The following is a 25,296-nucleotide window of genomic DNA, read 5'->3' on the forward strand; positions in this document are numbered from 1 at the left end:
AAACAAACTTGATAATTAACTGGATTCTGATACTGCTTGCGACTTAACCGCCCAGCGCGGGTAATACTTGGCGACCGCCGCGCCTTCGGAACGCAAGGCATGACAGCGGTCGAGTTGAAACGGTTTATGGGTTTGCTGTTCATCGTTCGCGCCGTCTCGCGTATCGAGCACGTCGCCGGCAAACGCCTGGATGACTGCGGTCGGCAGCACCATCGCCATTTCGGAAAGATGGGTACAGCCATTGATGCCGGACAGGCGCTGTTTGACGCCGTCGCGAAAGCCTTTGAGCAAATTGAGTCCGGCGAGCTTCTTGTAGGCGGGACCGATGGTGTCGCAATATCCTGGATAAGGGACGGCATCGGATGCCGCTTCCGCGTCAATGACATTCAGTTGGGTATCGACTGTCAGACGCAGCCAGAGATTGTGCAGCGCTTCGCCCGCCGGCCGTACGCCGGAAGCGAGCCTGGTGTCGCGGGTTTTGACGTCCGTAATGCGCGCGTCGATATCCCACAAGCCGTCATCGCGAGCAAATGCTTCGATCTGGATTGAGCGAGTGTGCTTGAGCGCACGGCGGGAAGTCGGCGGTGATAAGGGCATACGAAAAAATGCCGGTGAAGCGGCAAAAATAAAGCCGCATTTGCGTGTCGTCGCCGCAGCTTCTACGGCAACAGCCGCTCATGCGGCGCTGCAAAAACCCTAAAAGTGTAGCACAGGTAAGTACTGGATAACTACGGCGTTTCTTTTTCCACTGTTGGCGGGGGATGAAAAGGGCAAATTCCATCCGATCTATCCAGCCTTTTTGGAGGCGTTATCACCAGAAAAAATAACTGATATTGATTTCAGTGCCGTGACGTGCCGCAGGCGCGATCAATAACGGTCGTCACAAGTCTACGGAGGGGAAGTCGGGGATAAAGAATGCGTGCGCGAGGGGCACTGCCGTTGCGCCAGGGAGAAGTGGACAAGGAAGAATTTCAGTCTTCCACCTGATCGATCATACGCATGGCGCCTTGAATGGCACGCATTGAAAAGCCGCGTTGTTGTAAAAAACGCATTTGCTTTGCACGCTCGGCAGCGTCGGCGGGAGCTTGCCTGAATTTCTTTTTCCAGACTTCACGTGCGCGCGCGGTCTCATCCTGCCCGAGGTTCGCCTTAATTTCATCGAGTGCCTCGCCTTCAATACCATGGCTGAGCAGTTCAGACAGGATGCGACTGTTGCCGAAACGTGCGGCACGTCGGTGCACCAGCGACTCGGAAAAGCGTGACTGAGACAACAGCTTGGCCGCTTCCAATGAATCGAGCAAGGCTTCGATGTCATCGGCTTCCTGGGCATAGCGCGCAAGCTTGCGTGCCAATTCCAGCCGGCTATGTTCGCGGGCGGATAAATACTTCAGAGCCCGCGCCTTCAGACTTATTTGCAGCTTAGCCATCGAGCGCGGGCTCCCTCACGTGAAGTATTCGGGATGAAGGATTAAATAAAAGCGATTTACTCGGCTTCGGCAGCGACCGGCGGCAACTGGGGCACGCCGAGCGCGGCGCGTACCTTGTTTTCGATTTCGCGCGCGAGCTCCGGATGCTCTTTCAGGTAATTGCGGGCGTTGTCCTTGCCCTGGCCGATGCGTTCGCCGTTGTAGCTGTACCAAGCGCCGGATTTCTCGACGATCTTGGCGTCCGAACCGAGGTCGAGGATTTCACCTTCGCGCGAAGTGCCCTCGCCATACAGGATGTCGAAGTGCGCTTCCCTGAACGGGGGTGCTACCTTGTTCTTCACGACCTTGACCTTGGTTTCGTTGCCAATTACTTCTTCGCCCGACTTGATGGAGCCGGTGCGGCGGATATCGAGGCGAACCGATGCATAGAACTTGAGCGCATTGCCGCCGGTGGTCGTTTCGGGGTTGCCGAACATGACGCCGATCTTCATGCGAATCTGGTTAATGAAGATCACCAGCGTATTGGTGCGATTGATGCTGCCAGTCAGCTTGCGCAGCGCCTGCGACATCAGGCGCGCCTGCAGGCCGGGCAACGAGTCGCCCATGTCGCCTTCAATTTCGGCTTTCGGTGTCAACGCGGCGACCGAGTCGACCACCACCAGGTCGACGCTGCCGGAACGCACCAGCGCGTCGCAGATTTCGAGTGCCTGCTCGCCGGTATCGGGCTGGGAAACCAGCAAATCCGACAGATTGACGCCCAGTTTCTGGGCATACACCACGTCGAGTGCGTGTTCGGCGTCGATAAAGGCACAGGTGCCGCCCAGTTTTTGCATTTCTGCAATCGCTTGCAGGGTCAGCGTGGTTTTACCGGATGATTCCGGGCCGTAAATTTCCACCACACGACCACGCGGCAAGCCACCCACGCCCAGCGCGATGTCCAGTCCGAGCGAACCAGTCGATACCGTCTGCACCTCTTCGGCAACGGCGCCGTCAGCCATGCGCATCACGGAGCCCTTGCCGAACTGCTTTTCGATTTGCGCCAGCGCGGCCGCCAGTGCCTTGGCCTTGTCTGGGTTTTGCGCGGATTTCTTGTCGTCCATATCCAAATTCTTTCGACAGTTAGGTTATGCAGAGTCCAAAATAGGAAGTGCCGGACCCCGTACTGAATACTGCTTTCGACGTCACAGTGCATACTGTATAAAAAACCAGTGCTTTATGCAAGCCCGAATTTTACTTCTCGCGAAAAGTCTGCCGGTACGATGTCATGGCCTTGTTATCGTGTCTTGTGGTGGTTAATAAAAGACAATAGACTACCGTCCATCCGATTGCAGAGTCTGACAATGCGTATTTTGCTCGCCGAAGACGATAGTGTACTAGCCGATGGCCTGACCCGCTCGTTGCGGCAATCGGGTTATGCGACCGATTGCGTGAAGAACGGATTGGAGGCGGACACGGCGCTTTCGACCCAGGACTTCGATTTGCTGATCCTGGACCTGGGCCTGCCCAAGATGTCGGGATTGGAAGTGCTGCGGCGCCTGCGCGCACGCAACTCGCGCCTGCCGGTATTGATCTTGACCGCCAGCGACTCGGTCGAGCAGCGCGTCAAGGGTCTCGACCTGGGCGCAGACGACTACATGGCCAAGCCATTCGCGCTGTCCGAACTGGAAGCGCGGGTGCGCGCCCTGACCCGGCGCGGCGTCGGCGGCGGTCCCACCGTGATCAAGCACGGGCCGCTGTCCTATGATCAGGTGGGACGGATCGCCTACATGAATGACCAGATGCTGGACTTGTCGGCGCGCGAACTCGGCTTGCTCGAGGTGCTGCTGCAGCGTACCGGCCGTCTGGTGTCGAAGGAACAGCTGGTCGACCACTTGTGCGAATGGGGCGAGGAAGTCAGCAATAACGCGATCGAAGTCTATGTGCATCGCCTGCGCAAGAAGATCGAGGTCGGCGGCGTGCGCATCGCTACCGTGCGCGGCCTCGGATATTGCCTCGAGAAGTTTCCCGATAGTGCAGCCAGCAGCACTCCCCCTTCGACCAATCCATGAGTGATGCGCGCCACCCGGATGCAGATTCGTCCGCATCCGACCCTTCTCCCTCCCACATCACCTTCGATACCGTAGACACCCAGCCCGAGGAGCGCATCCAGCGCTCGCTGTTCGGCGAAATCCTGGACTGGATGCTGGTGCCGCTGCTGCTGCTGTGGCCGATGAGCATCGCGATCACCTACCTGGTGGCGAAGTCGATCGCCAACCATCCTTTCGATCGCGCGCTGGACGACAAGGTCACGGTGCTGGCGCAGCAAGTCAGGGAGGTCAACGGCAAGGTGGTGGCGCCAGTGCCCGGTGCGGCGCGCGACATCTTGCGCGCCGACGATGTCGACAATGTGTATTTCCAAGTGCTCGGCACCCGCGGCGAATTCATCGAAGGCGACCGCGATCTGCCGCCGCCGTCCGACGAGGATAAATTGCCGACGAACGCGGTGCAGTTTCACAATGAAACGGTCCACGGCAATGATGCCCGGATTGCCTATATCTATGTCGACCTGCGGCCCTACCGGCACGGCAAGGATGTATTGCGGGAGCCCTATCTGGCGCTGGTCCAGGTGGGCGAGACACTGGACAAGCGCGCGCATCTGGCCAACGAGATCATCAAGGGCGTGATCCTGCCGCAGTTCATCATCCTGCCGATTGCGCTGGCACTGGTCTGGTTTGCGCTCTCGCGCGGCTTGTCGCCGCTGGCCGAGCTGCAGCGCCGCATCCGGGCGCGCCGGCCGGACGACCTGAGCCCGATCGAGTCGGGCCAAGTGCCGGAAGAAATCTCGCCGCTGGTGCGCTCCTTCAACGACATGCTGGAGCGCCTGGCGCAAACCATCCAGATGCAGAAACGCTTCATCGCCGACGCGGCGCACCAGATGAAGACGCCGCTGGCGGGCATGCGCATGCAGTCCGAGCTCGCCCTGCGCGAGACCAACCAGGAAGAGATCCACCGCTCGCTGGAACAGCTCTCGAAAAGCTCCGAATCGGCCACGCGCCTGGTCAACCAGTTGCTGGCGCTGGCGCGCGCCGAAAACCAGACGCCGGAAGCCAAGCCCTTCGTGCCGCTGGAATTGACGGAGCTGGCGCGCAACGTGGTGCAGGACTGGGTGCAGGCATCGTTCACGCACCGCATCGACCTCGGCTTCGAACAGCCGGGGCATCCGATCATGGTCATCGGCAATCCGATGATGCTGCGCGAACTGCTGAGCAACCTGATCGACAACGCGCTGCACTATACGCCCGAAGGCGGCAGTGTCACGGTTCGGGTGCGCGCTGATGCCATGTCCGGCAAGGCGATCCTGGAAGTGGAAGACACCGGCCCCGGGATTCCGCCGGCCGAGCGACCTCATGTGTTCGAACGCTTCTACCGCATCCTTGGCAGCAACGCGGAAGGCAGCGGCCTGGGCCTGGCGATCGTGCGCGAGATCGCGCAACAGCACAATGCCGAGGTCGAGATCCTCAACAACCCGCACTGCCACGATCCGAAGCACCCGGGGTGCCTGTTCCGCGTCAGCCTGCGCATGGAGCATCGCCCCGAATTCATTGAAGACATAGGCTGACATGTCCCAAGAACCCCTATCGATCCGGCATCCGCGCGATGCCTACTGGCGGCGGGTGCGCCGGCTCACCGCCGCGTTGCTGGCCTCGTGGTTCCTGCTGACGTTCGGCGTGATTTTCTTCGCGCGCGAGCTGTCCGGCTTCACCCTGTTCGGCTGGCCGTTCCCGTTTTACATGGCGGCGCAAGGCCTCACGCTGCTGTACCTGGCGATTGTGGCCATTTACCTGATCCGCATGCGGCACCTGGACCGGCAACTGAAGAGCGATGCAACCGATGCCCGATAAATCCTTTTCCCGGCGCCTGGCCGGTTATTACAGCTGGTATACGGTCGGCTTCATCGTTTTCCTGCTGTCTCTCGCCGTTCTCGAGCGCGAGGGCTTCCCGCGCCTGTGGATCGGGTACATGTTCATGTTTTCGACCATCGTGCTCTATGCCGGCATCGGCGTCGTCAGCCGCACCTCGGACGTGCCGGAATATTACGTCGCCGGACGGCGCGTGCCGGCCCTGTTCAACGGCATGGCGACCGCCGCCGACTGGATGTCGGCAGCCAGCTTCATCAGCCTGGCTGGTGGCCTGTACCTGATGGGATTTGACGGGCTGGCCTACATCATCGGCTGGACTGGCGGCTTTTGCCTGGTGGCGCTGCTGATCGCGCCCTTCCTCAACAAATTCGGCCAGTACACCATTCCGGACTACCTCGCGATGCGCTATGCCGGGCCGAAGGGCTGCAACGCGGTGCGTCTGCTGGCGGTGATCGCTACCGTGCTGATTTCCTTCACTTATGTGGTGGCGCAGATCTATGGCGTCGGGCTGATCACCTCGCGCTTTACCGGCGTCGATTTTTCGGTCGGCATCTTCCTCGGGCTGGCCAGCATCCTGGTGTGCTCCTTCCTCGGCGGCATGCGTGCCATTACCTGGACCCAGGTAGCGCAATACATCATCATCATCATCGCCTACATGATTCCGGTGACGTGGCTGTCGGCCAAGCACACCGATTTCCCGATTCCGCAGATCGCGTACGGATCGGCCCTGTCCAAGCTGGGCGAGCGCGAGAAAGAGTTGAACAAGGACCCGAAGGAGCAGCAGGTGCGCGCGCTCTTCCGGCAACGTGCGGAGGAATACGACGTCAAGCTGAAGACGCTGCCGAAATCGTGGGAAGACGGCCGCATCGAGATGCGCCGTCAGGTCGACGAGCTCAAACGCGGCAACGCCTCGCTCATCGAGATCAAGGCCGCCATGCGCGAGATGGCAGCGTATCCACAGGATGCCGACGAGGCGCAGCGCAAGTGGACCGAGGCCAAGGCGCTCAACCTGACGCGCGCCGAACCGGTGACGCCGCACGCCGAGCCCTTCCCGGGCAAGGACAAGGCCACGTCCGACGCCAAGCGCAACAACTTCCTGGCACTGGCGTTCTGCCTGATGCTCGGCACCGCCGCCCTGCCGCACATCCTGGTGCGCTTCTACACCACGCCCGGCGTGAGGGAAACCAGGAAGTCGGTGTTCTGGACGCTGTTTTTCATCATGCTGCTCTACATCACCGTTCCGGCGCTGGCGGTGCTGGTGAAATACGACATCTACACGTCGCTGGTCGGCACGCCATTCTCCAAGCTGCCGGCATGGGTGTCGTACTGGGCCAGCGTCGACAAGATCAATCCGCTGGTCTCCATCACAGACCTCAACAAGGACGGCATCGTGCAGCTGGCCGAAATCGCGCTCGACGGCGATATCGTGGTGCTGGCCACGCCCGAGATCGCCGGCCTGCCGTACGTGATTTCCGGCCTGATCGCCGCCGGCGGGCTGGCCGCGGCATTGTCGACGGCCGACGGGCTGCTGCTGACGATTTCCAATGCGCTGTCGCACGACGTCTACTACAAGATCGTCGATCCGAGGGCCTCGACGCAAAAGCGGGTGACGATCTCCAAGCTGCTGCTGCTGGTGGTCGCGCTGGTCGCTGCCTACGCCGCCTCGCTCAAGCCCGGCGATATCCTGTCGATGGTGGGTGCGGCATTCTCGCTGGCGTCGTCGACGCTGTTCCCTGCACTGGTATTGGGCGTTTTCTGGAAGCGCGCGAACCAGCAAGGTGCAATCGCCGGCATGCTGGTCGGATTCGGCATGTGCATCTACTACATGCTGCGCACCAACCCGACGCTGGGCGGAACGGCCGTTAACCAGTGGTTCAGCATCGCGCCGATCTCGGCGGGCGTGTTCGGCGTGCCTGCCGGACTGCTGGCCATCGTCGTGGTCAGCCTGCTGACGGCTCCGCCGCAACAGCGCTCCTCGGCCCTGGTCGACCATATTCGGACACCCTGACTTACCGGTTGGCATGTTTCTTGATAGCCAGCAAAACGCCAACCTCGACAAGCCACTGCCATGCCTGACTTTTTCGACGAGATGTATGCGGATGCATCGTCCTCCGTGCGCGGACACTACCGGCAGTTTGCCGCCTGGCTGGAGACGCAGCCGCCGGAAGTCATCAATCGCAAGCGCGCCGAGTCCGACCTGATTTTTCGCCGGGTCGGCATCACCTTCGCGGTCTACGGCAACGATGCCGGAACCGAGCGCCTGATCCCGTTCGACATCATCCCGCGTATCATCCACGCCGCCGAATGGGCGCAACTGGAAGCCGGCCTGGTGCAGCGCGTACAGGCGCTGAACATGTTCATCCACGATGTCTACCATGAACAGGCGATCGTGAAAGCGGGAGTGATTCCGGCTGAGCAAATCTTCCGCAATGCCCAGTACCGCCCGGAGATGCAAGGCATCGCCGTCGCCTCCAATATCTATGCGCATATTGCTGGCGTCGATATCGTGCGCGCCGGCGAAGGCGATTTCTATGTACTCGAGGACAATCTTCGCGTGCCGTCCGGCGTGTCCTACATGCTGGAAAACCGCAAGATGATGATGCGGCTGTTTCCCGACTTGTTTGCCCGGCACAAGATCGCGCCGGTAGCGCATTATCCGGATTTACTGCTCGACAATCTGCGCTCTGTCGCTCCCTTGGGCATCGACGATCCCACGGTGGTTGTCATGACGCCTGGCATGTACAACTCGGCCTATTTCGAGCATGCATTCCTGGCGCAACAAATGGGCGTGGAACTGGTCGAAGGACAGGACCTGTTCGTCAACGACAACGCGGTATACATGCGCACCACGCGCGGCCCGAAGCGCGTCGACGTGATCTACCGCCGCATCGACGACGATTTTCTCGACCCGCTCGCATTCCGGGCCGATTCGTCGCTGGGCGTGCCGGGGCTGCTGTCGGTGTACCGCGCCGGCCGCGTCACATTGGCCAATGCGATCGGCACCGGCGTGGCCGACGACAAGTCGATCTATCCGTACGTGCCGGACATGATCAGGTTCTACCTGTCAGAGCAGCCCATCCTCAACAACGTGCCGACCTGGCAGTGCCGCAAGAAAGAGGATCTCGAGTACACGCTGGCGAATTTGTCGCAACTGGTGGTCAAGGAAGTGCACGGCGCGGGCGGCTACGGCATGCTGGTCGGGCCGGCGTCAAGCAAGGAAGAAATCGCGTTGTTCCGGCAGCGCGTGCTGGCTAGGCCCGACGGCTACATCGCGCAGCCGACGCTGGCCTTGTCCGCCTGCCCGACCTATGTCGAATCGGGCATTGCGCCGCGCCATATCGACCTGCGCCCCTTCGTGCTGTCGGGGAAAACGATTTCGATGGTGCGCGGTGGCCTGACGCGCGTGGCGCTGCAGGAAGGCTCGCTGGTGGTGAACTCGTCGCAGGGCGGCGGAACCAAAGACACTTGGGTATTGGAGAAATAGCATGCTCAGCCGCACCGCCGACCACTTGTTCTGGATGGCCCGCTATACCGAGCGCGCCGAAAACACTGCGCGCATGCTCGACGTGAACGTGCAGACCGCGCTGCTGCCGCAGTCCGCGCATGCCGCCGAACAAGGCTGGCGCGCGATGCTGGGCATTTCCGAACTGCTGGACGCCTTCGATGACAAGTATGGCTTGCTGGCCGCAAAAGACGTCATCGATTTCATGGTGCGCGATCCCGACAATCCGTCGTCGATCGCGGCCTGCCTCACCCAGGCGCGCGAAAATGCGCGTGCGGTGCGCGGCACGCTGACCACCGAAGTATGGGAAACGCACAATGCAACCTGGCTCGACTTGCAGGGCAAGCTCGACAGCGGCTTGCTGGAACGCGATCCGAGCGAATTCTTCGAATGGGTCAAGTACCGCTCCCACCTGTCGCGCGGCGTCACCATCGGCACCATGCTCAGGGATGAAGCGTTTTACTTCATCCGCCTCGGCACCCACCTGGAACGCGCCGACAACACCGCACGCATCCTCGATGTGAAGTTCCACGGCGCGGCCGTTTCCCCACATACGGACATCAATCCGGACAAGGAGCTGCAGCGCGACTTTTACTATTGGGCGGCGCTGCTGCGCTCGGTATCCGGCTTCGAAAACTACCGCAAGGTGTACCGCGACGTGATCACGCCGGAGCGCGTGGCGGAACTGCTGATCCTGCGCGCCGACATGCCACGCTCGCTGCTGGCGTGCGTGGAAGAAGTGGTTGCGAACTTGCAGCAGGTCCGCAACGACGTCTCCGCCGACACCGAACGCTTCGCCGGCAAGCTGCTCGCCGAACTCAAGTTCGGCAGCATCGAGGAAATCCTCGATGACGGCTTGCACGGCTTTCTGACGCAATTCTTCGAACGCATTTTTGAACTCGGCAATCGCGTCAGCCGCGACTTCCTGGTGCCGCTGGCGGCGTAGAAGAACTAGTCATGCAACTGTTCATTCGCCACGAAACGGTGTATCGCTACACCGCACCGCTGTCCTACACGATCCAGCAGCTGCGGCTGTCGCCGCGCGTGGAGGCGCATCAGCGTCCGGTGTCGTGGCAGATCGGCACGCCCGGGCGGCGCCATGAATTTGTCGATGCCTTCGGCAATATCAGCCACATGCTGACCATCACCGGCATGCATGACGAGGTGCGCATCGTCGCGACCGGCACCGTGGACGTGGCACCGCTCGAACGCGGCCGGCTGGCGGAGGCCGGTGTCCTGTCGCCGCTGGTGTTTACGGTGCCCACCCGGCTGGCGCAAGCCGATGCCGCGCTGGGCGAATTCGCGAACAGGCACCTGCGGCCGGGCGCGCGCAGCACAGGCCTGCTGGAGCTGGCCGACGCCATCCGCGGCACCGTCGCCTATCGCAGCGGTGCAACCGCCGTCACCACGCCCGCCGCCGACGCCTTGCGCCTCGGCCAGGGCGTCTGCCAGGATCACGCCCACCTGTTCATTGCCTGCTGCCATGTGCATGGCATCCCCGCTCGCTACGTCTCCGGCTATATCGATCCGGGCAACACCGCGCACGCCGAGAGCCACGCGTGGATCGATGCCTGGGTCGACGAGGCCGGCTTCTGCGGCTGGGTCAGCGTCGACGTGACCCATGGCAGATTTGCGAACGACTCGCACTGCCGGCTGGCCGTCGGACGCGACTACGATTCGGCCGCGCCGGTGCGCGGCGTGCGGCACGGCGGCGGCACCGAATCGCTCACCGTCGAGGTCGAGGTCGCGCAGGCCGGATAAGCGCGCCATGCCGCGAGCACCATCCTGTAGAATCGCCCTTTTGCATCCGGTATTGCGATCATGACTTACTGCGTCGCCATGCGCCTCGACACGGGGCTGGTTTTTCTGTCCGATTCGCGCACCAATGCCGGTGTCGATCAGGTCGGCACCTTCCGCAAAATGGCGGTGTACGAAAACCCGGGCGACCGCATGATGGTCCTGATGACCTCGGGAAATCTGTCGATTTCACAATCGATCCGGCAGATCATCGGCGAACGCACCGCAGCCAGCGGCAAGAGCGTGTGGACGGCGAACTCGATGTACGAAGCAGCCCAGATAGTCGGCGAAGCAATCCGCACGGTATACGAACGCGATGCGAAATCCTTGCGCGACTTCGGCATCGATTTCAACGTCAGCCTCATCTTCGGCGGCCAGATCAAGGGCGAGCGCTGTCGCCTGTTCCAGCTTTACGCCGCGGGCAATTTCATCGAAGCGCACAATGAGAACACGTATTTCCAGATCGGCGAGGCGAAATACGGCAAGCCGATCATCGACCGCGTGATCACGCCGGCCACGGCGCTTGACGAAGCCGCCAAGTGTGCCCTGATCTCGATGGATTCGACCCTGCGCTCGAACATCTCGGTCGGCTTGCCGCTCGACCTGCTGGTCTACGAAAGCGACAGGCTGGCCGTCACGCGCTTCGTGACGATCGATGAAAAGAACCGGTATTTCCAGATGATCCGCAATACCTGGGGCCAGCAATTGAAGAGCGTGTTCGAGAACCTGTCCGACCCGATCTGGAATGCGGTCCCCGATGTCGCAGCCAATGCCCTGTCAACTGCCGCCACGGCCAGCCAGCCAGTGCGCGTGCCACCGCCGCATAGCGTGGCCAACACTGTTCCGAATCCAGCGCCGATGCAGACAGTCGCGCAGCAACACGGCGGCAATGTCCAGCATTGAGTCTTTCTGACGGACCGCTTCACGCATTCCGCAAATCCCCAAAAAGACGAAAAAAATGGCTGCAGGAATCTGATCCTGCAGCCATTGTTCAGCAGCGCGACGACTTAAACGACGATCGTCTGCGCTTCGTTTCCTTGACGCTCGCGGATCTCGCCGATGCGACTGACCGTCTCGCCGGCCGCCTGCAATTGTGCGATTGCCGCATCCGCATTTTCCTTCGCCACGACCACCACCATGCCGATGCCGCAGTTGAACACGCGGTGCATTTCGGCGTCGGCCACGCCGCCGTGCTGCTGCAGCCAGGTAAACAGCGGCGGCATGGTCCACGCGTCGCGCTGCAGCACTGCCGTCAGGTTGTCGCGCAACACGCGCGGCACGTTTTCGACCAGGCCGCCGCCGGTGATGTGCGCCATGCCCTTGACTTCCAGCTTGTCGATCAAGGCCAGCAGCGGTTTCACATAAATATGGGTCGGCTCCAGCAGCACGTCGGCCAGGCGGCGGCCATGGAAGTCGGCGTTCAGGTCGGGCTGGGCGACCGAGATGATCTTGCGCACCAGCGAGTAGCCGTTGGAATGCGCGCCGGAAGATGCCAAGCCCAGCACCACGTCGCCCGGCACAATCTTGCTGCCGTCGATAATCTTCGATTTTTCGACCGCGCCGACGGCGAAACCGGCCAGGTCGTATTCGCCGTCCGGGTACATGCTCGGCATCTCGGCGGTTTCACCGCCGATCAGCGCACAGCCGGCCAGCTCGCAACCTTTGGCGACGCCCTTGATCACGTCAGTGGCCGACGCCACATCGAGCTTGCCACAGGCAAAATAATCGAGGAAGAACAGCGGCTCTGCGCCCTGCACCAGGATGTCGTTGACGCTCATGGCGACCAAGTCGATGCCGACCGTGTCGTGCTTGTTCAGGTGAAAAGCCAGCTTGAGCTTGGTGCCCACGCCGTCGGTGCCCGACACCAGCACCGGTTCCTTGTACTTCTTGCTGACCTCGAACAGGGCGCCGAAGCCGCCGATTCCGCCCAGCACGCCTTCGCGCATGGTGCGTTTGGCAAACGGCTTGATCGCTTCGACCAGGGCATCGCCTGCGTCGATGTCGACACCGGCATCGCGGTAGGAAAGGGAGACGTTAGAAGTGGAACTCATGATGTGATCGGTGATAGAGGCGGTAAAATAGGCAGTTTGAACCGAAAAAGTTCAAGCAAACCGCTATTTTAACAAACCGATCAGATCGCCCCAGCCTTTCCATGCCATTTTCTTTCAGTTCCGAGCAAAAACAGACGGTTTTATGGCTTGCGCTCGGGCTCGGCGTGGTTGCCTTATTGATAAAACTGGGGCCGATCCTGGCGCCGTTCGTTGCCGCAGCCATCATGGCGTATGCGCTCAACCCGGTCGTCGACTGGCTGTCGACCAAAGGCGTCAAGAAACTGGCGCTGCCGCGCCAGTTGGCAGTGCTAGCCGTGATCCTGCTGGTATTTGCAGTCCTGCTGGTCCTGGCGCTGATCGTGATTCCGGTCGTACAAAAGGAAATTCCGCTGCTGCAGGAACAGATTCCCAGCTTCCTCGCCAAGATCAACGCGGTCGTCGCCCCGAAGCTGCGCGAACTGGGCATCCATGTGCGGCTGGACGGCACCGGAGTCAAACGCATCCTGTCCCAGTATTTCAGTGCCAGCGGCGATGAAACCTGGAGCAAGCTGCTCGCATCGGTAAAGGTCGGCGGCGTTGCCCTGCTGGGCTGGCTGGTGACGCTGGCGCTGGTGCCGATTGCGCTGTTTTATCTGTTGCTGGATTGGCACGCCATCCTGCGACGGGTCGAAAACATGATTCCGCGCCGCTGGGCTACCCGGTCTGTCGGGCTGGCGCACGAAGTGGACCAGTTGCTGGCGCAATATTTGCGCGGGCAACTGGCGGTGATGCTGGTGCTGTGCATCTATTATTCGGTGTCGCTCGGCATTGCAGGCCTCGAAGTCGCCCTGCCGGTCGGGATCATCACCGGCCTGCTGATCTTCATTCCCTACATCGGTTTCGGCCTGGGCATGATCCTGGCGCTGATCGCCGCCGTGCTCCAGTTCGACGGCTTGCACGGGCTGGTGGTGGTGGCTACCGTCTATGGCATCGGCCAGGTCATCGAAGGCTTTTTCCTGACGCCGCGCCTGGTCGGCGAGCGCATCGGCCTGCATCCGCTGACCGTGATTTTCGCACTGCTCGCCTTCGGCCAGTTGTTCGGCTTTGTCGGCATCCTGCTCGCCCTGCCGGCGTCCGCCATTCTGGCGGTCGCATTCAAGCATGTGCGCATTCACTATTTCAACAGCAGCTTTTATCGTCAGTCATGAGGCAATTACTGCTCGACCTGGGCGCGGAAAAACCGCCGACCCTGGATTCCTTCGTCACCGGACAAAATGAAGAGCTGCTGCAGCTGCTGCGCCAGTTCAAGCAGCGCCACGACGCCATGCCGCGCGAGCGTTTCGTCTATCTGTGGGGCGAATCGGGCGCCGGGAAAACACACCTGCTGCGCGCGCTGGCCGGCACGCCGAACGCGCGCCTCGTTGCAGCCGACGCGCCCGATGCCGCATTTAACTACGATGCGCGCACCACGCTCTACCTGATCGACGATTGCGACCGCCTGCCGCCCGAATCACAGGTTTCGGCCTTCAACCTGTTCAACCAGGTGCGTGAAAACGGCGGCTTGCTGGTCACCGCCGGTTCCCTGCCGCCGGCCCGCCTGTCGCTGCGCGAAGACTTGCGCACGCGCCTCGGCTGGGGCCTGATCTATCAGGTACACGGCTTGACCGACGACGAGAAGATCGCCGCGCTTACCAAGGCCGCGCAGGGGCGCGGTTTATCGCTGTCGCCCGGCGTGTTACCCTATCTGATCACACATTACCGTCGGGACATGCAATCCTTGTCGACCATGCTCGACGCACTCGACCAATATTCGCTGGAGACCCAACGCCCGATCACGCTGCCGCTGCTGCGCAGCCTGTTGCAACTCGAAACCAAAGAATGAATCTCGCCTTATTCGATCTAGACCATACCTTATTGCCGCTCGATTCCGATTACGAGTGGGGCCAGTTCCTGGTGCGCATCGGTGCTGTGGATGGCGACGCGTTCGCCAGACGCAATGCCGACTTTTACGCACAATATGAAGCGGGCACGCTCGACCCGGTGGAATACCTGGAATTCGCGCTCGGCACGCTGGCGCAATTCCCGCGCAAGCAGCTCGACGACTGGCGCCTGCAGTTCATGGAGGAAGTCATCCAGCCGGCCATCCGCCCGGTGGCGCAGGACCTCGTCAAACGCCACCAGGATGCCGACGATCTCGTGGCCATCATCACTGCCACCAACAAGTTCGTCACCGCACCGATCGCGCAGGCATTCGGTGTGGCCAACCTGATCGCCGCCGAACCGGACGAGACCGGGGACGGCGAGATCACCGGCAAGCTGCGCGGCATTCCCACGTCGGGGCCGGGCAAGGTCATCCATACGCAGCAATGGCTCGCCGACAAGGGAAGGTCGCTGGACAGTTTTGCACGCAGCTACTTCTATAGCGACTCGCAAAACGACATCCCGCTTTTGTCCGTCGTCACCAACCCGATCGCCACCAATCCTAATGCCAAGCTGAAAGCCCATGCGCAGGCGCACGGCTGGCCCATCCTCACGCTATTTGATGATTAAAAAGTTCATTCGCCGCATTTTCGGCAGCAGCAAAAAGACGGATAGTCGCAACGAGCCCGTGATCCTCGGGCCGAAGGAACACGGCATCAATCCGCAACTGTTATCCCCCAACGCCGTGCGCGTCACGCAGACGCTACAGGAAGCCGGCTTCAAGGCATTCGTCGTCGGCGGCGCGGTGCGCGACCTGCTGCTCGGCGTGAAGCCGAAGGATTTCGACGTCGCCACCAACGCCACGCCGGAACAGGTCAAGCGCTTGTTCCGGCGCGCCTTCATCATCGGCAGGCGCTTCCAGATCGTGCACGTGATGTTTGGACAGGAACTGATCGAAGTCACCACCTTCCGCGGCGCGTCGGCGGACAGCGCCCCGAAGGACGAGCACGGCCGCGTATTGCGCGACAATACCTTCGGCGAGCAGCACGAAGACGCGGAGCGGCGCGACTTCACCATCAATGCGATGTACTACGATCCGGCCAGCCAGACCGTGCTCGACTACCACAACGGTATTGCCGACATCCGCAACAAGACGCTGCGCATCATTGGCGTGCCGGAAGCCCGGTTTCGCGAGGATCCGGTTCGCCTGTTGCGCGTGGTGCGCTTTGCCGCGAAGCTGAACTTCACCATCGATCCGGCTACCCGCGAACCTATCCAGGTGATGGCGCCACTGATCAACAACGTGCCGGCAGCGCGCGTGTTCGACGAGATGTTGAAGCTCCTGCTGTCCGGCCATGCTCTGGCCTGCCTGCGTCAATTGCGCCACGAAGGTCTGCATCATGGCTTGCTGCCGCTGCTCGACGTGGTTCTGGAGCAGCCGCTGGGCGCAAAATTCGTGACGCTAGCGCTGTCCGGCACCGACGAGCGGGTAAAGCACGGCAAGCCGGTATCGCCGGGATTCCTGTTCGCCTCGCTGCTATGGCACCAGGTACTGGAAAAATGGAACGCCTACAAGGCCGCCGGCGAATATCCGATCCCCGCACTGCATCTGGCGGCCGATGATGTGCTCAATGCCCAGACCGAGAAACTGGCGCTGCAGCGCAAGATCGCCTCCGACATGCGCGACATCTGGGCCATGCAGCCGCGCTTCGAGCGGCGCTCCGGCAAGTCGCCCTACAAGCTGCTGGAACACGTGCGCCTGCGCGCCGGCTACGACTTCCTGCTGTTGCGCTGCGCATCGGGTGAAATCGAGGCAGAAGTCGGCGAATGGTGGACCGCCTTCATCAATGGCGACGGCGCCGCCCGCGAAGAACTGCTGGCGAAAAAAATCAAGACAGAAGGCGAAAGCCACGCGCCGAAAAAGCGCCGCCGCCGCAGCGGACGCAGCAAGCATAAGGACGCATCGGCGGGCGCTCCGGCCGAGCGCAGCAACACATGAGCATGATCGCCTGCTACATCGGCATCGGCTCCAACCTGGGCGATGCGCAAGCGCAGGTGGAACGCGCCATCGCGCGCCTGGGACAATTGGATGACACCCGGCTGACGGCGCAGTCGAGCCTGTTTCGCACCGCGCCGGTCGATGCCGGCGGCGATGACTACATCAATGCGGTGGCGCGCATCGACACCCAGCTTGCGCCCGAACAGCTGCTGCGGGAACTGCAGGCCATCGAGCAGGACTTCGGCCGCGAGCGGCCTTATCGGAACGCGCCGCGTACGCTCGACCTCGACATCCTGCTGTACGGCGCGCAAGTCATCTCGTCCGCCGCGCTGCAGATCCCGCATCCGCGCATGACGCAACGCGCGTTCGTGCTGATCCCGCTGCTGCAGCTCGACCCGTTTCTCACCATACCCGGCCAGGGTCCGGCCCACGCCTTCGTGCCATCGGTAGCCGGTCAGGCCATCCGGAAACTCTGATTCATGCAAATTCCAGTCGTATATCAAACGGTCGGCTTGCTGACCTTGTCCAACGTGTTCATGACGGTTGCCTGGTACGGCCACCTGAAAAACCTGGCCGGCAAGGCGTGGTGGATCGCCGCACTGGTAAGCTGGTCGATCGCGCTGTTCGAATACCTGCTGCAGGTGCCGGCCAATCGCATCGGCTACACTGAATTGAGCCTGGCGCAGCTGAAGATCATGCAGGAAGCGATTACACTGGCCGTCTTCGTGCCGTTCGCGATGATTTACATGAACCAGCCATTCAAGCTCGACTACATCTGGGCCGGCTTGTGCCTGGTCGGCGCCGTCTATTTCATTTTCCGCACATGAGCCTTGATAAGTACAAATACGTGGTTGTCGAAGGCCCGATCGGCGTCGGCAAAACCACGCTGGCGCAGAAGCTGGCCGCGAACCTGCAGGCGCAACCGCTACTGGAACAGCCGCAGGAAAACCCGTTCCTCGAGAAGTTCTATCGCGATGCGACGCGCTACGCGCTGCCGACCCAGATGTTTTTCCTGTTCCAGCGCGTAAACCAGTTGCGCGACCTGGCGCAAACCGACCTGTTCGACGCACGTGTGGTATCGGATTTCTTGCTCGACAAGGATCCGCTCTTTGCGCGCCTGACCCTGGATGACGATGAACTGAATTTGTACCAGCAGCTGTATGCCCAGCTGCGCCCGCAGAGCGCAGTGCCGGACCTGGTGATTTACCTGCAGGCGCAGCCCGAAACCCTGATAGAGCGTGTCAGGAAGCGTGGCCTGTCGATGGAGTCCGGTCTGTCCGAGGTGTACCTTTACCGGTTGTGTGAAAGTTACAGCCGTTTCTTTTATCATTACGACGCTTCGCCGCTGCTGATCGTCAATACCGAACACCTGAACCCGATCGAGCGCGACGACGACTTCACCCTGCTGCTGAACCATATCGGCAACATGCGCGGCAAGCGGGAATTTTTTAATCTTGGGGAATGACCATGGCGGGATATTTGCAAGAAAGCGAACCAACGATTCGCACCAAGGCAGTCACCGTGACATCGCTACAAGCGATGCGCAACAGCGGTGAAAAAATCGCGATGCTCACCTGCTACGACGCCAGCTTCGCGGCGCTGATGGACCGCTGCGGCGTGGAAGTGCTGCTGATCGGCGATTCGCTCGGCATGGTGTGTCAGGGGCACGATTCGACTCTGCCGGTAACGCTCGACGACATCGCCTATCACACGGCAAGCGTTGCGCGCGGCAACCAGACGGCGTTTCTTGTGGCCGACATGCCATTCGGCAGCTATGCAACCAGAGAAGATGCGTTCAGGAACGCCGTCAAGCTGATGCAGGCCGGTGCCCAGATGGTCAAGCTCGAAGGCGGTACCTGGCTTGCGGAGACGGTACGCTTCCTGACCGAGCGCGCGATTCCGGTGTGCGCCCACATCGGGCTGACACCGCAATCGGTACACCAGTTCGGCGGCTACAAAGTACAGGGAAAGACCGTCGAAGCGGCTGACCAGCTGAAGGCCGATGCATTGGCGCTGCAGGCGGCCGGCGCGGCGCTGGTCGTGCTGGAAGCGATTCCTTCGGCGCTGGGCAAGGAAGTCACCGAACTGCTGACGATGCCGACCATCGGCATCGGTGCCGGCCCGGATTGCGCCGGCCAGGTACTGGTCATGCACGACATGCTCGGTGTTTTCCCTGGACGCAAGGCGCGCTTCGTGAAGAATTTCATGGAAGGCCAAAACAGCATCGAGGCGGCCATACGCGCCTACGTAGCCGAGGTCAAGAAACAATCGTTCCCGGGCCCGGAGCACTGCTTCTAAAGGTGGGTGCGCCCTGCACGGGGCGCGGTGCTTTCATAGCGCAATCAGACAGCGTGCGTTCCGCGCACGCTGACAGCTCACTCATATCGCGCAAAGCAGACTGGCAACTTGGCAGCCAGTTCCTCGGCATTGCGTACCGTAAGCCCGAGGTCGGTCAACATGCCATCCTTCAAGCCGTAAATCCAGCTGTGAATGGTTAGTGCCTGGCCGCGTTCCCACGCGTCCTGCACGATCGTGGTCTGGCATACGTTCACCACCTGCTCCAGCACGTTCAGTTCGCACAGGCGGTCCTGCTTGAGCTTGGTCGGCAGCGTGTCGCCCAGATAACGCTCATGCTTGCTATGCACGTCCTGCACATGGCGCAACCAGTTGTCGGCCAGGCCAATACGGCGGCGCGCCAAGGCCGCGTGTACGCCCGAGCATCCGTAATGCCCGCACACGATTACGTGTTTGACGCCGAGAACGTCGATGGCGAACTGCAATACGGACAGGCAGTTCAGATCGGTATGCACCACGACATTGGCGATATTGCGATGAACAAACAGCTCGCCGGGCAGCAGGTTGACAATTTCATTGGCCGGCACGCGGCTGTCGGCGCAGCCGATCCACAGATATTCGGGCGACTGCTGGGCGGCGAGTTTTTTAAAGAAGCCGGCGTCCTGCGCCACCATGGATGCCGCCCACTCGCGGTTATTCTGGAACAGTTGCTCCAGCATTGCGCCGTCTTTGTTTTGCTCAGTCATATTCTTTAGTCCGGAAAAACGCTCCCTGGCATGTGCCTCCATCGAGCAGCAATGCCACCGCCCGCAATTCTATAGAATCCGGGCGCACTTATTTCTGCATGAATAACTTTCAACCGACATCGCGGAAATAAAAAAGCCGTCGACCTTGCAGGCCGGCGGCTTTTCCTCATTCCATTGGAACCTGCACAGCGGGGCCCCCGATTCACATTACTCGAAAAACTCCTTGACCTTGTCCTTCCAGGACTTGCTGTGCGGGCTATGCTTGGAACCGCCCGCCGTGGTCAGCTGTTCGAATTCCTGCAGCAATTCCTTCTGACGATCGGTCAGCTTGACCGGCGTCTCGACCACCACATGGCAGAACAGATCGCCAGCGTAGCCCGAACGCACGCCCTTGATGCCCTTGCTGCGCAAACGGAAGGTCTTGCCGGACTGCGTCCCTTCGGGAAGCGTGAAGGATGCCTTGCCATTCAGCGTCGGCACTTCAACCTCGCCACCCAGCGCCGCCTTCGCAAACGAAATCGGAATTTCGCAATGCAGGTCGTCGCCATCGCGCTGGAACACCGGATGCTGCTTGATGCGCACCTCGACATACAAATCGCCCGGCGGCCCGCCATTCATGCCCGGTTCGCCATTGCCGGACGAACGGATGCGCATGCCGTCGTCGATACCAGCCGGGATCTTGACTTCCAGCGTCTTGTTTTTCTTGATCCGCCCGGTGCCGCTGCACGAGGTGCAGGGCGTCGGAATGATCTTGCCGGTGCCGTGGCACTTCGGGCAGGTTTGCTGAATGCTGAAGAAACCCTGCTGCATGCGCACTTGGCCATGCCCGCCGCAGGTGCCGCAAGTCGTCGGCGAAGTGCCGGGCTTGGCGCCGGAACCGTGGCAGGTTTCGCACTCGCTCCATGACGGCACGCGGATGGTCGTATCGAAACCGTGCGCCGCCTGTTCCAGCGTGATCTCGAGGTTGTAGCGCAAATCGGCACCGCGGTACACCTGCGGTCCGCCGCGTCCACCGCGCGCGCTCTGTCCGAAGATGTCGCCGAAGATATCGCCGAACGCATCGGAAAAGCCGCCGAAGCCGCCGGCGCCCGCGCCGAAACCGCCCCCTCCCATGTTCGGGTCCACCCCTGCATGGCCGTAGCGGTCATAGGCTTCGCGCTTGCCCGCATCGGACAGCATTTCGTAAGCTTCCTTGACTTCCTTGAACTTTTCTTCCGCACCTTTGCTGTCCGGGTTGCGGTCCGGATGGTATTTCATCGCGAGCTTGCGATACGCCTTCTTGATCTCTTCATCAGAAGCGTTTTTCGCTACGCCCAGTATTTCGTAAAAGTCACGCTTTGCCATCTTCTCGGCATCCTGTCCGCTGTTATTACAGTCCGATCAATCATTTTCAACCGGCCTCTGTTCTCATCCCTCCCTCGGGAGAGAGGGCCGATGTGGCGATGCGGCTTGCCGCATCATAAACACAAACGCCGAGCGAGGATCGCATAACGATCGCAGCGGCTCGGCGGATCATCGCGGCGAATGCCGCGATGCAGGCATGTTACTTGTCTTTGACTTCCTTGAAGTCGGCGTCGACGACGTCCTCTTCCTTCGGCTTGGATTCGGATGCGCCCGCACCGCCTGCGGCACCGGCAGCCGCACCCGCAGCGCCTGCCTGCTGCGCCTGCATGTCGGCATACATCTTCTCGCCAAGCTTCTGCGAAGCAGTCGACAGCGCGGCGACCTTGGCGTCGATGTCGGCCTTGTCGTTGCCCTTCAGGGCTTCTTCCAGGTCCTTGATCGATGCTTCGATCTTTTCCTTCTCGCCGGAGTCCAGCTTGTCGCCGTACTCGGTCAGCGCCTTGCGGGTCGAGTGCACCAGCGCGTCACCCTGGTTGCGGGCATCGGCCAGTTCCTTCAGTTTCTTGTCCTCGTCCGCGTACAGCTCGGCGTCCTTCACCATCTTCTGGATTTCCTCTTCGGTCAGACCGGAGTTGGCCTTGATGGTGATCTTGTTTTCCTTGCCGGATGCCTTGTCCTTCGCGCCGACGTGCAGGATACCGTTGGCGTCGATGTCAAAGGTCACCTCGATCTGCGGCACGCCGCGCGGCGACGGCGGAATGCCTTCGAGGTTGAACTCGCCCAGCAGCTTGTTACCGGAAGCCATTTCACGCTCGCCCTGGTAAACCTTGATGGTCACGGCCGGCTGATTGTCGTCGGCAGTCGAGAACACCTGGCTGAACTTGGTCGGAATCGTGGTGTTCTTCTGGATCATCTTGGTCATCACGCCGCCCAGGGTTTCGATACCCAGCGACAGCGGAGTCACGTCCAACAACAGCAAGTCCTTGCGGTCGCCCGACAGCACAGAACCCTGGATTGCGGCGCCGACGGCCACGGCTTCATCCGGGTTGACGTCCTTGCGCGGATCGCGGCCGAAGAATTCCTTCACCTTTTCTTGTACCTTCGGCATGCGGGTCATACCGCCGACCAGGATCACGTCCTGAATGTCGGAGACCTTGACGCCGGCGTCCTTGATCGCGATGCGGCACGGCTCGATGGTGCGCGTGATCAGCTCCTCGACCAGCGATTCCAGCTTGGCACGGGTGATCTTCATGTTCAGGTGCACCGGAGCGCCATTGGCCATCGCGATGTACGGCTCGTTGATCTCAGTTTGCTGCGACGACGACAGCTCGATCTTGGCGCGCTCGGCGGATGCCTTGATGCGCTGCAGCGCGATCGCGTCCTTCGACAGGTCGAGGCCGTTGATCTTCTTGAACTCGTCAATGATGTAATCGATGATGCGCTGGTCGAAGTCTTCGCCGCCGAGGAAGGTGTCGCCGTTGGTCGACAGCACTTCGAACTGCATTTCGCCTTCGACGTCGGCGATTTCGATGATCGAGATATCGAAGGTGCCGCCGCCCAGATCATACACAGCAATCTTGCGGTCGCCCTTGCCACTCTTGTCCAGGCCGAAGGCGAGAGCCGCCGCGGTCGGCTCATTGATGATGCGCTTCACATCGAGGCCAGCGATACGGCCGGCATCCTTGGTTGCCTGGCGCTGCGCGTCGTTGAAGTATGCCGGAACGGTAATGACGGCTTCGGTCACTTCCTCGCCGAGGTAATCTTCGGCGGTCTTCTTCATCTTGCGCAGCACTTCTGCCGACACCTGCTGTGCCGCCAGCTTCTTGTCGCGCACCTGCACCCAGGCGTCGCCGTTGTCGGCCTTGACGATCTGGTACGGCATCAGGTTGATATCCTTCTGCACTTCCTTCTCGTCGAACTTGCGGCCGATCAGGCGCTTGACTGCGTACAGCGTGTTCTTCGGGTTAGTGACCGCCTGGCGCTTGGCCGGCGCGCCGACCAGGATCTCGCCGTCATCCTGATAGGCGACGACGGAAGGCGTAGTGCGCGAACCTTCGGAGTTTTCGATAACCTTCGGCTGGCCGCCTTCCATGATGGCGACGCAGGAGTTGGTGGTACCCAAGTCAATGCCAATGATCTTGCCCATGTTTGTATTCCTTTAAATAAGCTGGATGTCTGATGTGTTGTATATGTGGAACAAAGCGCCGGTTTCAAGCACTTTCAAACCTTATTTTTATTGCGCTACCGTGACCAAGGCTGGACGCAACAGACGGTCGGCAATCGTGTACCCCTTCTGTAGCACATTGACGATGGTGTTCGCTTCCTGCTGGGCCGGCACCATGGAGATCGCCTGGTGCTTCATCGGGTCCAGCTTCTCGCCGGGCGTCGGATTAATTTCAAGCAGGCGGTTGCGTTCGAACGCGGTCGACAGCTGCTTGAGCGTCATCTCCACGCCTTCTTTCAGCGATTCCACGGACGGCGTGTCGAGCTTGAGCGCCATTTCCAGGCTGTCCTTGACAGGCACCAGGGCTTCGGCGAAGTTTTCAATTGCGAACTTGTGCGCCTTAGCAATATCGTCCTGCGCGCGACGGCGGATATTTTCAGTATCGGCCTTGGCGCGCAAATAGGCATCCTGCATTTCAGCTGCCTTTGCTTCAGCGGCTGCCAGCTTCTCTTCCCAGCTGGAACCGGACGACGGCTGCGCGCCCCCCTCGGTATCGCCCTGCTTCGGCTGCTCGGTTTTCTGTTGTTCAGCCTGTGGCTGTGCAGTCTGTTCCTGCGCCTGCTGTGCTTGCGCCTGATCAACTTGATCCTGCATTTTCTCTTGGTCTTGCATCACAAAAAATCCCCCAGCAATCAATAACTTAGCGTTAACTAACGCCTCAAATGGGGTTACTCCTCTCTTTTTCAAGGGGAATAATGTATTTATTGGCAGGATTTTGGCCCGTGCCGGGTCGACCGGAAGCGTAAATTCTTGTTACATCCTTTACGCGTTCCGGGGATCGCATTCTGCTTGGAACGAACTAAGATGTACTTAACAGGGCGGCAATTTTTTATTGCTCTGTAGCAAGGAGTGCATCATGCGGCTACATCTTATCGCGGCGTCGATCGTCGCCTATACCTTGCTCGCCACCGCCTGGATTTGCCAAGCCAATCTGGTACCGCTGTACTGAAGAAGCAGGCGCGTGTTCATCCGGGCACAAAGACATTCGTGAGGCGCGATGCGCGCCCGGACTGTCTATTTGCCTGCGCCCAGCAGCCTAGCCCGCTCGCGCGACGCTTCCGCCGCCATCTTTGCCTCTTCGCGCATCATCGGCGTCAGCATGGTTGGCCATCCGACGAGGTGCTGCTCGGCGATTTCCGCCAGGGCCGTGATCCACGCGGGCGTCTCGTTCAGGCAAGGAATGTAGTGAAATTCCTTGCCGCCGGCGGTCAGGAAGTCCTGCTTGGCTTCCATCGCAATTTCTTCCAGTGTTTCCAGGCAGTCGCTGGTAAATCCGGGGCACAGCACATCGACGCGCCGCACGCCATCCTTCGCCAGCTTGACGAGCGTCGGCGCGGTATACGGTTGCAGCCACTCCGCCTTGCCGAAGCGCGACTGGAACGTCACGATGTACTGGTCCAGGCCCAGCTTCAATTCGGCCGCAAGCAAGCGGGCCGTTTTGTGGCACTCGCAATGATACGGGTCGCCCAGCATCAGGGTCCGCTTCGGCACGCCGTGAAAGCTCATCACCAGCTTGTCCGGGCGCGCGTGCATCTCCCAGTAGGCGAGCACCGACTTCTTGAGCGCCTGGATATAAGCTTCGTGGTCGTGGTAATGCTTCACCAGGCGCAGCTCAGGGATATTCCGGATGTTCGTGTAGTGGCTGAATACCGCGTCGAAGATGGATGCCGTAGTCGTGCCCGAATATTGCGGATAGGCCGGCAGGATCAGTATGCGGTCGCAGCCATCGGCCTTCAGTTTTGCCAGCACATCCGGCAGCGCCGGAGTGCCGTAACGCATCGCATATGCAACCTGCACGTCGTGGCCGCGCTCGCCCATGTAGCCGCGCAACAGCACGGCCTGTTTTTCGGTGTGGAGCTTGAGCGGCGATCCTTCGCTGGTCCAGATCGATGCATATTTTGCTGCGGATTTGCGCGAGCGCAGCGGCAAGATGATGCCATTGAGGATGAACCACCAAGCCGCCCTGGGAATTTCAACCACGCGGGGGTCGGACAGGAATTGCTTCAGGTAGCGCCGCACGGCCGAGGCGGTCGGCGCATCCGGGGTGCCGAGATTGACCAGCACGACCGCGGTCTTGGCCACGGCGCCGTGGGTATACGTGGGTTCCTGCATG

Annotated in this window: 25 protein-coding genes; 16 read left to right on the forward strand and 9 right to left on the reverse strand. The window is 60.8% G+C overall.

The features are described 5' to 3' along the window. Nucleotides 1-15: 15 nt before the first annotated feature. The 3 genes from TSA66_RS14490 to recA all read right to left on the reverse strand — a co-directional run bounded on the left by TSA66_RS14490 (nucleotide 16) and on the right by recA (nucleotide 2,527). Nucleotides 16-597 carry a DUF2889 domain-containing protein gene (locus tag TSA66_RS14490; RefSeq protein WP_040040488.1) on the reverse strand — a complete coding sequence of 194 codons (582 nt, stop codon included), beginning with the start codon at nucleotides 595-597 and terminating at the stop codon, nucleotides 16-18. Between the two features lie 374 nt (nucleotides 598-971). Beyond that, a complete protein-coding gene (gene recX / locus TSA66_RS14495; protein WP_040040489.1) occupies nucleotides 972-1,427 on the reverse strand; it encodes a recombination regulator RecX in 456 nt (151 codons plus the stop codon). A gap of 56 nt (nucleotides 1,428-1,483) precedes the next feature. Further along, nucleotides 1,484-2,527, reverse strand: a complete 1,044-nt coding sequence (gene recA, locus TSA66_RS14500; RefSeq protein ID WP_040040490.1) for a recombinase RecA — start codon at nucleotides 2,525-2,527, stop codon at nucleotides 1,484-1,486. Between the two features lie 240 nt (nucleotides 2,528-2,767). Between recA and TSA66_RS14505 the strand changes: the two genes are divergently transcribed. From TSA66_RS14505 to TSA66_RS14540, 8 genes are read left to right on the forward strand one after another with little or no spacing between them, the layout of a single operon-like run. Next, nucleotides 2,768-3,475 carry a response regulator transcription factor gene (locus TSA66_RS14505; protein ID WP_040040491.1) on the forward strand — a complete coding sequence of 236 codons (708 nt, stop codon included), beginning with the start codon at nucleotides 2,768-2,770 and terminating at the stop codon, nucleotides 3,473-3,475. Then, on the forward strand, nucleotides 3,472-5,025 hold the full coding sequence (locus TSA66_RS14510; RefSeq protein ID WP_040040492.1) for a sensor histidine kinase: 1,554 nt from the start codon (nucleotides 3,472-3,474) through the stop codon (nucleotides 5,023-5,025). The genes TSA66_RS14505 and TSA66_RS14510 overlap by 4 nt, the downstream gene beginning before the upstream one ends. Before the next feature lies 1 nt (nucleotide 5,026). Beyond that, nucleotides 5,027-5,308 (forward strand): DUF4212 domain-containing protein, encoded by a 282-nt coding sequence (locus TSA66_RS14515; RefSeq protein WP_040040493.1) that lies wholly within the window; start codon nucleotides 5,027-5,029, stop codon nucleotides 5,306-5,308. Beyond that, nucleotides 5,298-7,334 carry a sodium:solute symporter family protein gene (locus TSA66_RS14520; RefSeq protein ID WP_040042608.1) on the forward strand — a complete coding sequence of 679 codons (2,037 nt, stop codon included), beginning with the start codon at nucleotides 5,298-5,300 and terminating at the stop codon, nucleotides 7,332-7,334. Before TSA66_RS14515 ends, TSA66_RS14520 begins: the two co-directional genes overlap by 11 nt. 60 nt (nucleotides 7,335-7,394) lie before the next feature. Continuing rightward, complete coding sequence (locus TSA66_RS14525) at nucleotides 7,395-8,810, forward strand: circularly permuted type 2 ATP-grasp protein (protein WP_040040494.1); 1,416 nt, start codon at nucleotides 7,395-7,397, stop codon at nucleotides 8,808-8,810. Nucleotide 8,811: 1 nt separating this feature from the next. Beyond that, entirely contained in the window at nucleotides 8,812-9,774 is a 963-nt protein-coding gene (locus TSA66_RS14530; RefSeq protein WP_040040495.1) for an alpha-E domain-containing protein, read from the forward strand. A gap of 11 nt (nucleotides 9,775-9,785) precedes the next feature. After that, nucleotides 9,786-10,589, forward strand: coding sequence for a transglutaminase family protein (locus TSA66_RS14535; RefSeq protein ID WP_040040496.1), 804 nt, complete (start codon nucleotides 9,786-9,788; stop codon nucleotides 10,587-10,589). A 60-nt stretch (nucleotides 10,590-10,649) separates the two neighbouring features. Next, nucleotides 10,650-11,528: a peptidase gene (locus tag TSA66_RS14540; protein WP_040040497.1), complete on the forward strand. Its 879-nt coding sequence runs from the start codon at nucleotides 10,650-10,652 to the stop codon at nucleotides 11,526-11,528. A gap of 104 nt (nucleotides 11,529-11,632) precedes the next feature. Here the strand turns inward: TSA66_RS14540 and purM are convergent, their stop codons facing one another. Continuing rightward, nucleotides 11,633-12,676, reverse strand: coding sequence for a phosphoribosylformylglycinamidine cyclo-ligase (gene purM, locus TSA66_RS14545; protein ID WP_040040498.1), 1,044 nt, complete (start codon nucleotides 12,674-12,676; stop codon nucleotides 11,633-11,635). A gap of 101 nt (nucleotides 12,677-12,777) precedes the next feature. Here purM and TSA66_RS14550 point away from each other — a divergent pair, with 101 nt between their 5' ends. From TSA66_RS14550 to panB, 8 genes are read left to right on the forward strand one after another with little or no spacing between them, the layout of a single operon-like run. Then, a complete protein-coding gene (locus TSA66_RS14550; RefSeq protein WP_040040499.1) occupies nucleotides 12,778-13,863 on the forward strand; it encodes an AI-2E family transporter in 1,086 nt (361 codons plus the stop codon). Further along, the gene (gene hda / locus TSA66_RS14555; RefSeq protein WP_040040500.1) at nucleotides 13,860-14,537 is read left to right on the forward strand and encodes a DnaA regulatory inactivator Hda; all 678 of its coding nucleotides are present in this window, start codon (nucleotides 13,860-13,862) and stop codon (nucleotides 14,535-14,537) included. The genes TSA66_RS14550 and hda overlap by 4 nt, the downstream gene beginning before the upstream one ends. Continuing rightward, nucleotides 14,534-15,205 carry a histidinol-phosphatase gene (locus TSA66_RS14560; protein WP_040040501.1) on the forward strand — a complete coding sequence of 224 codons (672 nt, stop codon included), beginning with the start codon at nucleotides 14,534-14,536 and terminating at the stop codon, nucleotides 15,203-15,205. The genes hda and TSA66_RS14560 overlap by 4 nt, the downstream gene beginning before the upstream one ends. Then, the gene (gene pcnB, locus TSA66_RS14565) at nucleotides 15,198-16,574 is read left to right on the forward strand and encodes a polynucleotide adenylyltransferase PcnB (protein ID WP_040040502.1); all 1,377 of its coding nucleotides are present in this window, start codon (nucleotides 15,198-15,200) and stop codon (nucleotides 16,572-16,574) included. Before TSA66_RS14560 ends, pcnB begins: the two co-directional genes overlap by 8 nt. 2 nt (nucleotides 16,575-16,576) lie before the next feature. Continuing rightward, on the forward strand, nucleotides 16,577-17,050 hold the full coding sequence (folK, locus tag TSA66_RS14570) for a 2-amino-4-hydroxy-6-hydroxymethyldihydropteridine diphosphokinase (RefSeq protein WP_408639506.1): 474 nt from the start codon (nucleotides 16,577-16,579) through the stop codon (nucleotides 17,048-17,050). Nucleotides 17,051-17,053: 3 nt separating this feature from the next. Then, on the forward strand, nucleotides 17,054-17,401 hold the full coding sequence (locus TSA66_RS14575) for a DMT family protein (protein WP_040040504.1): 348 nt from the start codon (nucleotides 17,054-17,056) through the stop codon (nucleotides 17,399-17,401). Then, nucleotides 17,398-18,039: a deoxynucleoside kinase gene (locus tag TSA66_RS14580; RefSeq protein ID WP_040040505.1), complete on the forward strand. Its 642-nt coding sequence runs from the start codon at nucleotides 17,398-17,400 to the stop codon at nucleotides 18,037-18,039. The genes TSA66_RS14575 and TSA66_RS14580 overlap by 4 nt, the downstream gene beginning before the upstream one ends. A 2-nt stretch (nucleotides 18,040-18,041) precedes the next feature. After that, the gene (panB, locus tag TSA66_RS14585; protein ID WP_040042609.1) at nucleotides 18,042-18,872 is read left to right on the forward strand and encodes a 3-methyl-2-oxobutanoate hydroxymethyltransferase; all 831 of its coding nucleotides are present in this window, start codon (nucleotides 18,042-18,044) and stop codon (nucleotides 18,870-18,872) included. Nucleotides 18,873-18,949: 77 nt separating this feature from the next. Here panB and can read toward each other — a convergent pair whose 3' ends face one another. The 5 genes from can to hemH all read right to left on the reverse strand — a co-directional run bounded on the left by can (nucleotide 18,950) and on the right by hemH (nucleotide 25,295). Continuing rightward, a complete protein-coding gene (gene can / locus TSA66_RS14590) occupies nucleotides 18,950-19,615 on the reverse strand; it encodes a carbonate dehydratase (RefSeq protein ID WP_040040506.1) in 666 nt (221 codons plus the stop codon). Nucleotides 19,616-19,822: 207 nt separating this feature from the next. Further along, a complete protein-coding gene (gene dnaJ / locus TSA66_RS14595) occupies nucleotides 19,823-20,959 on the reverse strand; it encodes a molecular chaperone DnaJ (RefSeq protein ID WP_040040507.1) in 1,137 nt (378 codons plus the stop codon). A 199-nt stretch (nucleotides 20,960-21,158) separates the two neighbouring features. Continuing rightward, complete coding sequence (gene dnaK / locus TSA66_RS14600; protein ID WP_040040508.1) at nucleotides 21,159-23,105, reverse strand: molecular chaperone DnaK; 1,947 nt, start codon at nucleotides 23,103-23,105, stop codon at nucleotides 21,159-21,161. Between the two features lie 87 nt (nucleotides 23,106-23,192). Beyond that, complete coding sequence (grpE, locus tag TSA66_RS14605) at nucleotides 23,193-23,777, reverse strand: nucleotide exchange factor GrpE (RefSeq protein ID WP_084200008.1); 585 nt, start codon at nucleotides 23,775-23,777, stop codon at nucleotides 23,193-23,195. A gap of 420 nt (nucleotides 23,778-24,197) precedes the next feature. Further along, the gene (gene hemH, locus TSA66_RS14610) at nucleotides 24,198-25,295 is read right to left on the reverse strand and encodes a ferrochelatase (protein ID WP_408639485.1); all 1,098 of its coding nucleotides are present in this window, start codon (nucleotides 25,293-25,295) and stop codon (nucleotides 24,198-24,200) included. Nucleotide 25,296: the final 1 nt, after the last annotated feature.

This window comes from Noviherbaspirillum autotrophicum (genome assembly GCF_000818395.1).
In the GTDB taxonomy this organism is placed as follows: Bacteria; Pseudomonadota; Gammaproteobacteria; order Burkholderiales; family Burkholderiaceae_D; genus Noviherbaspirillum; species Noviherbaspirillum autotrophicum.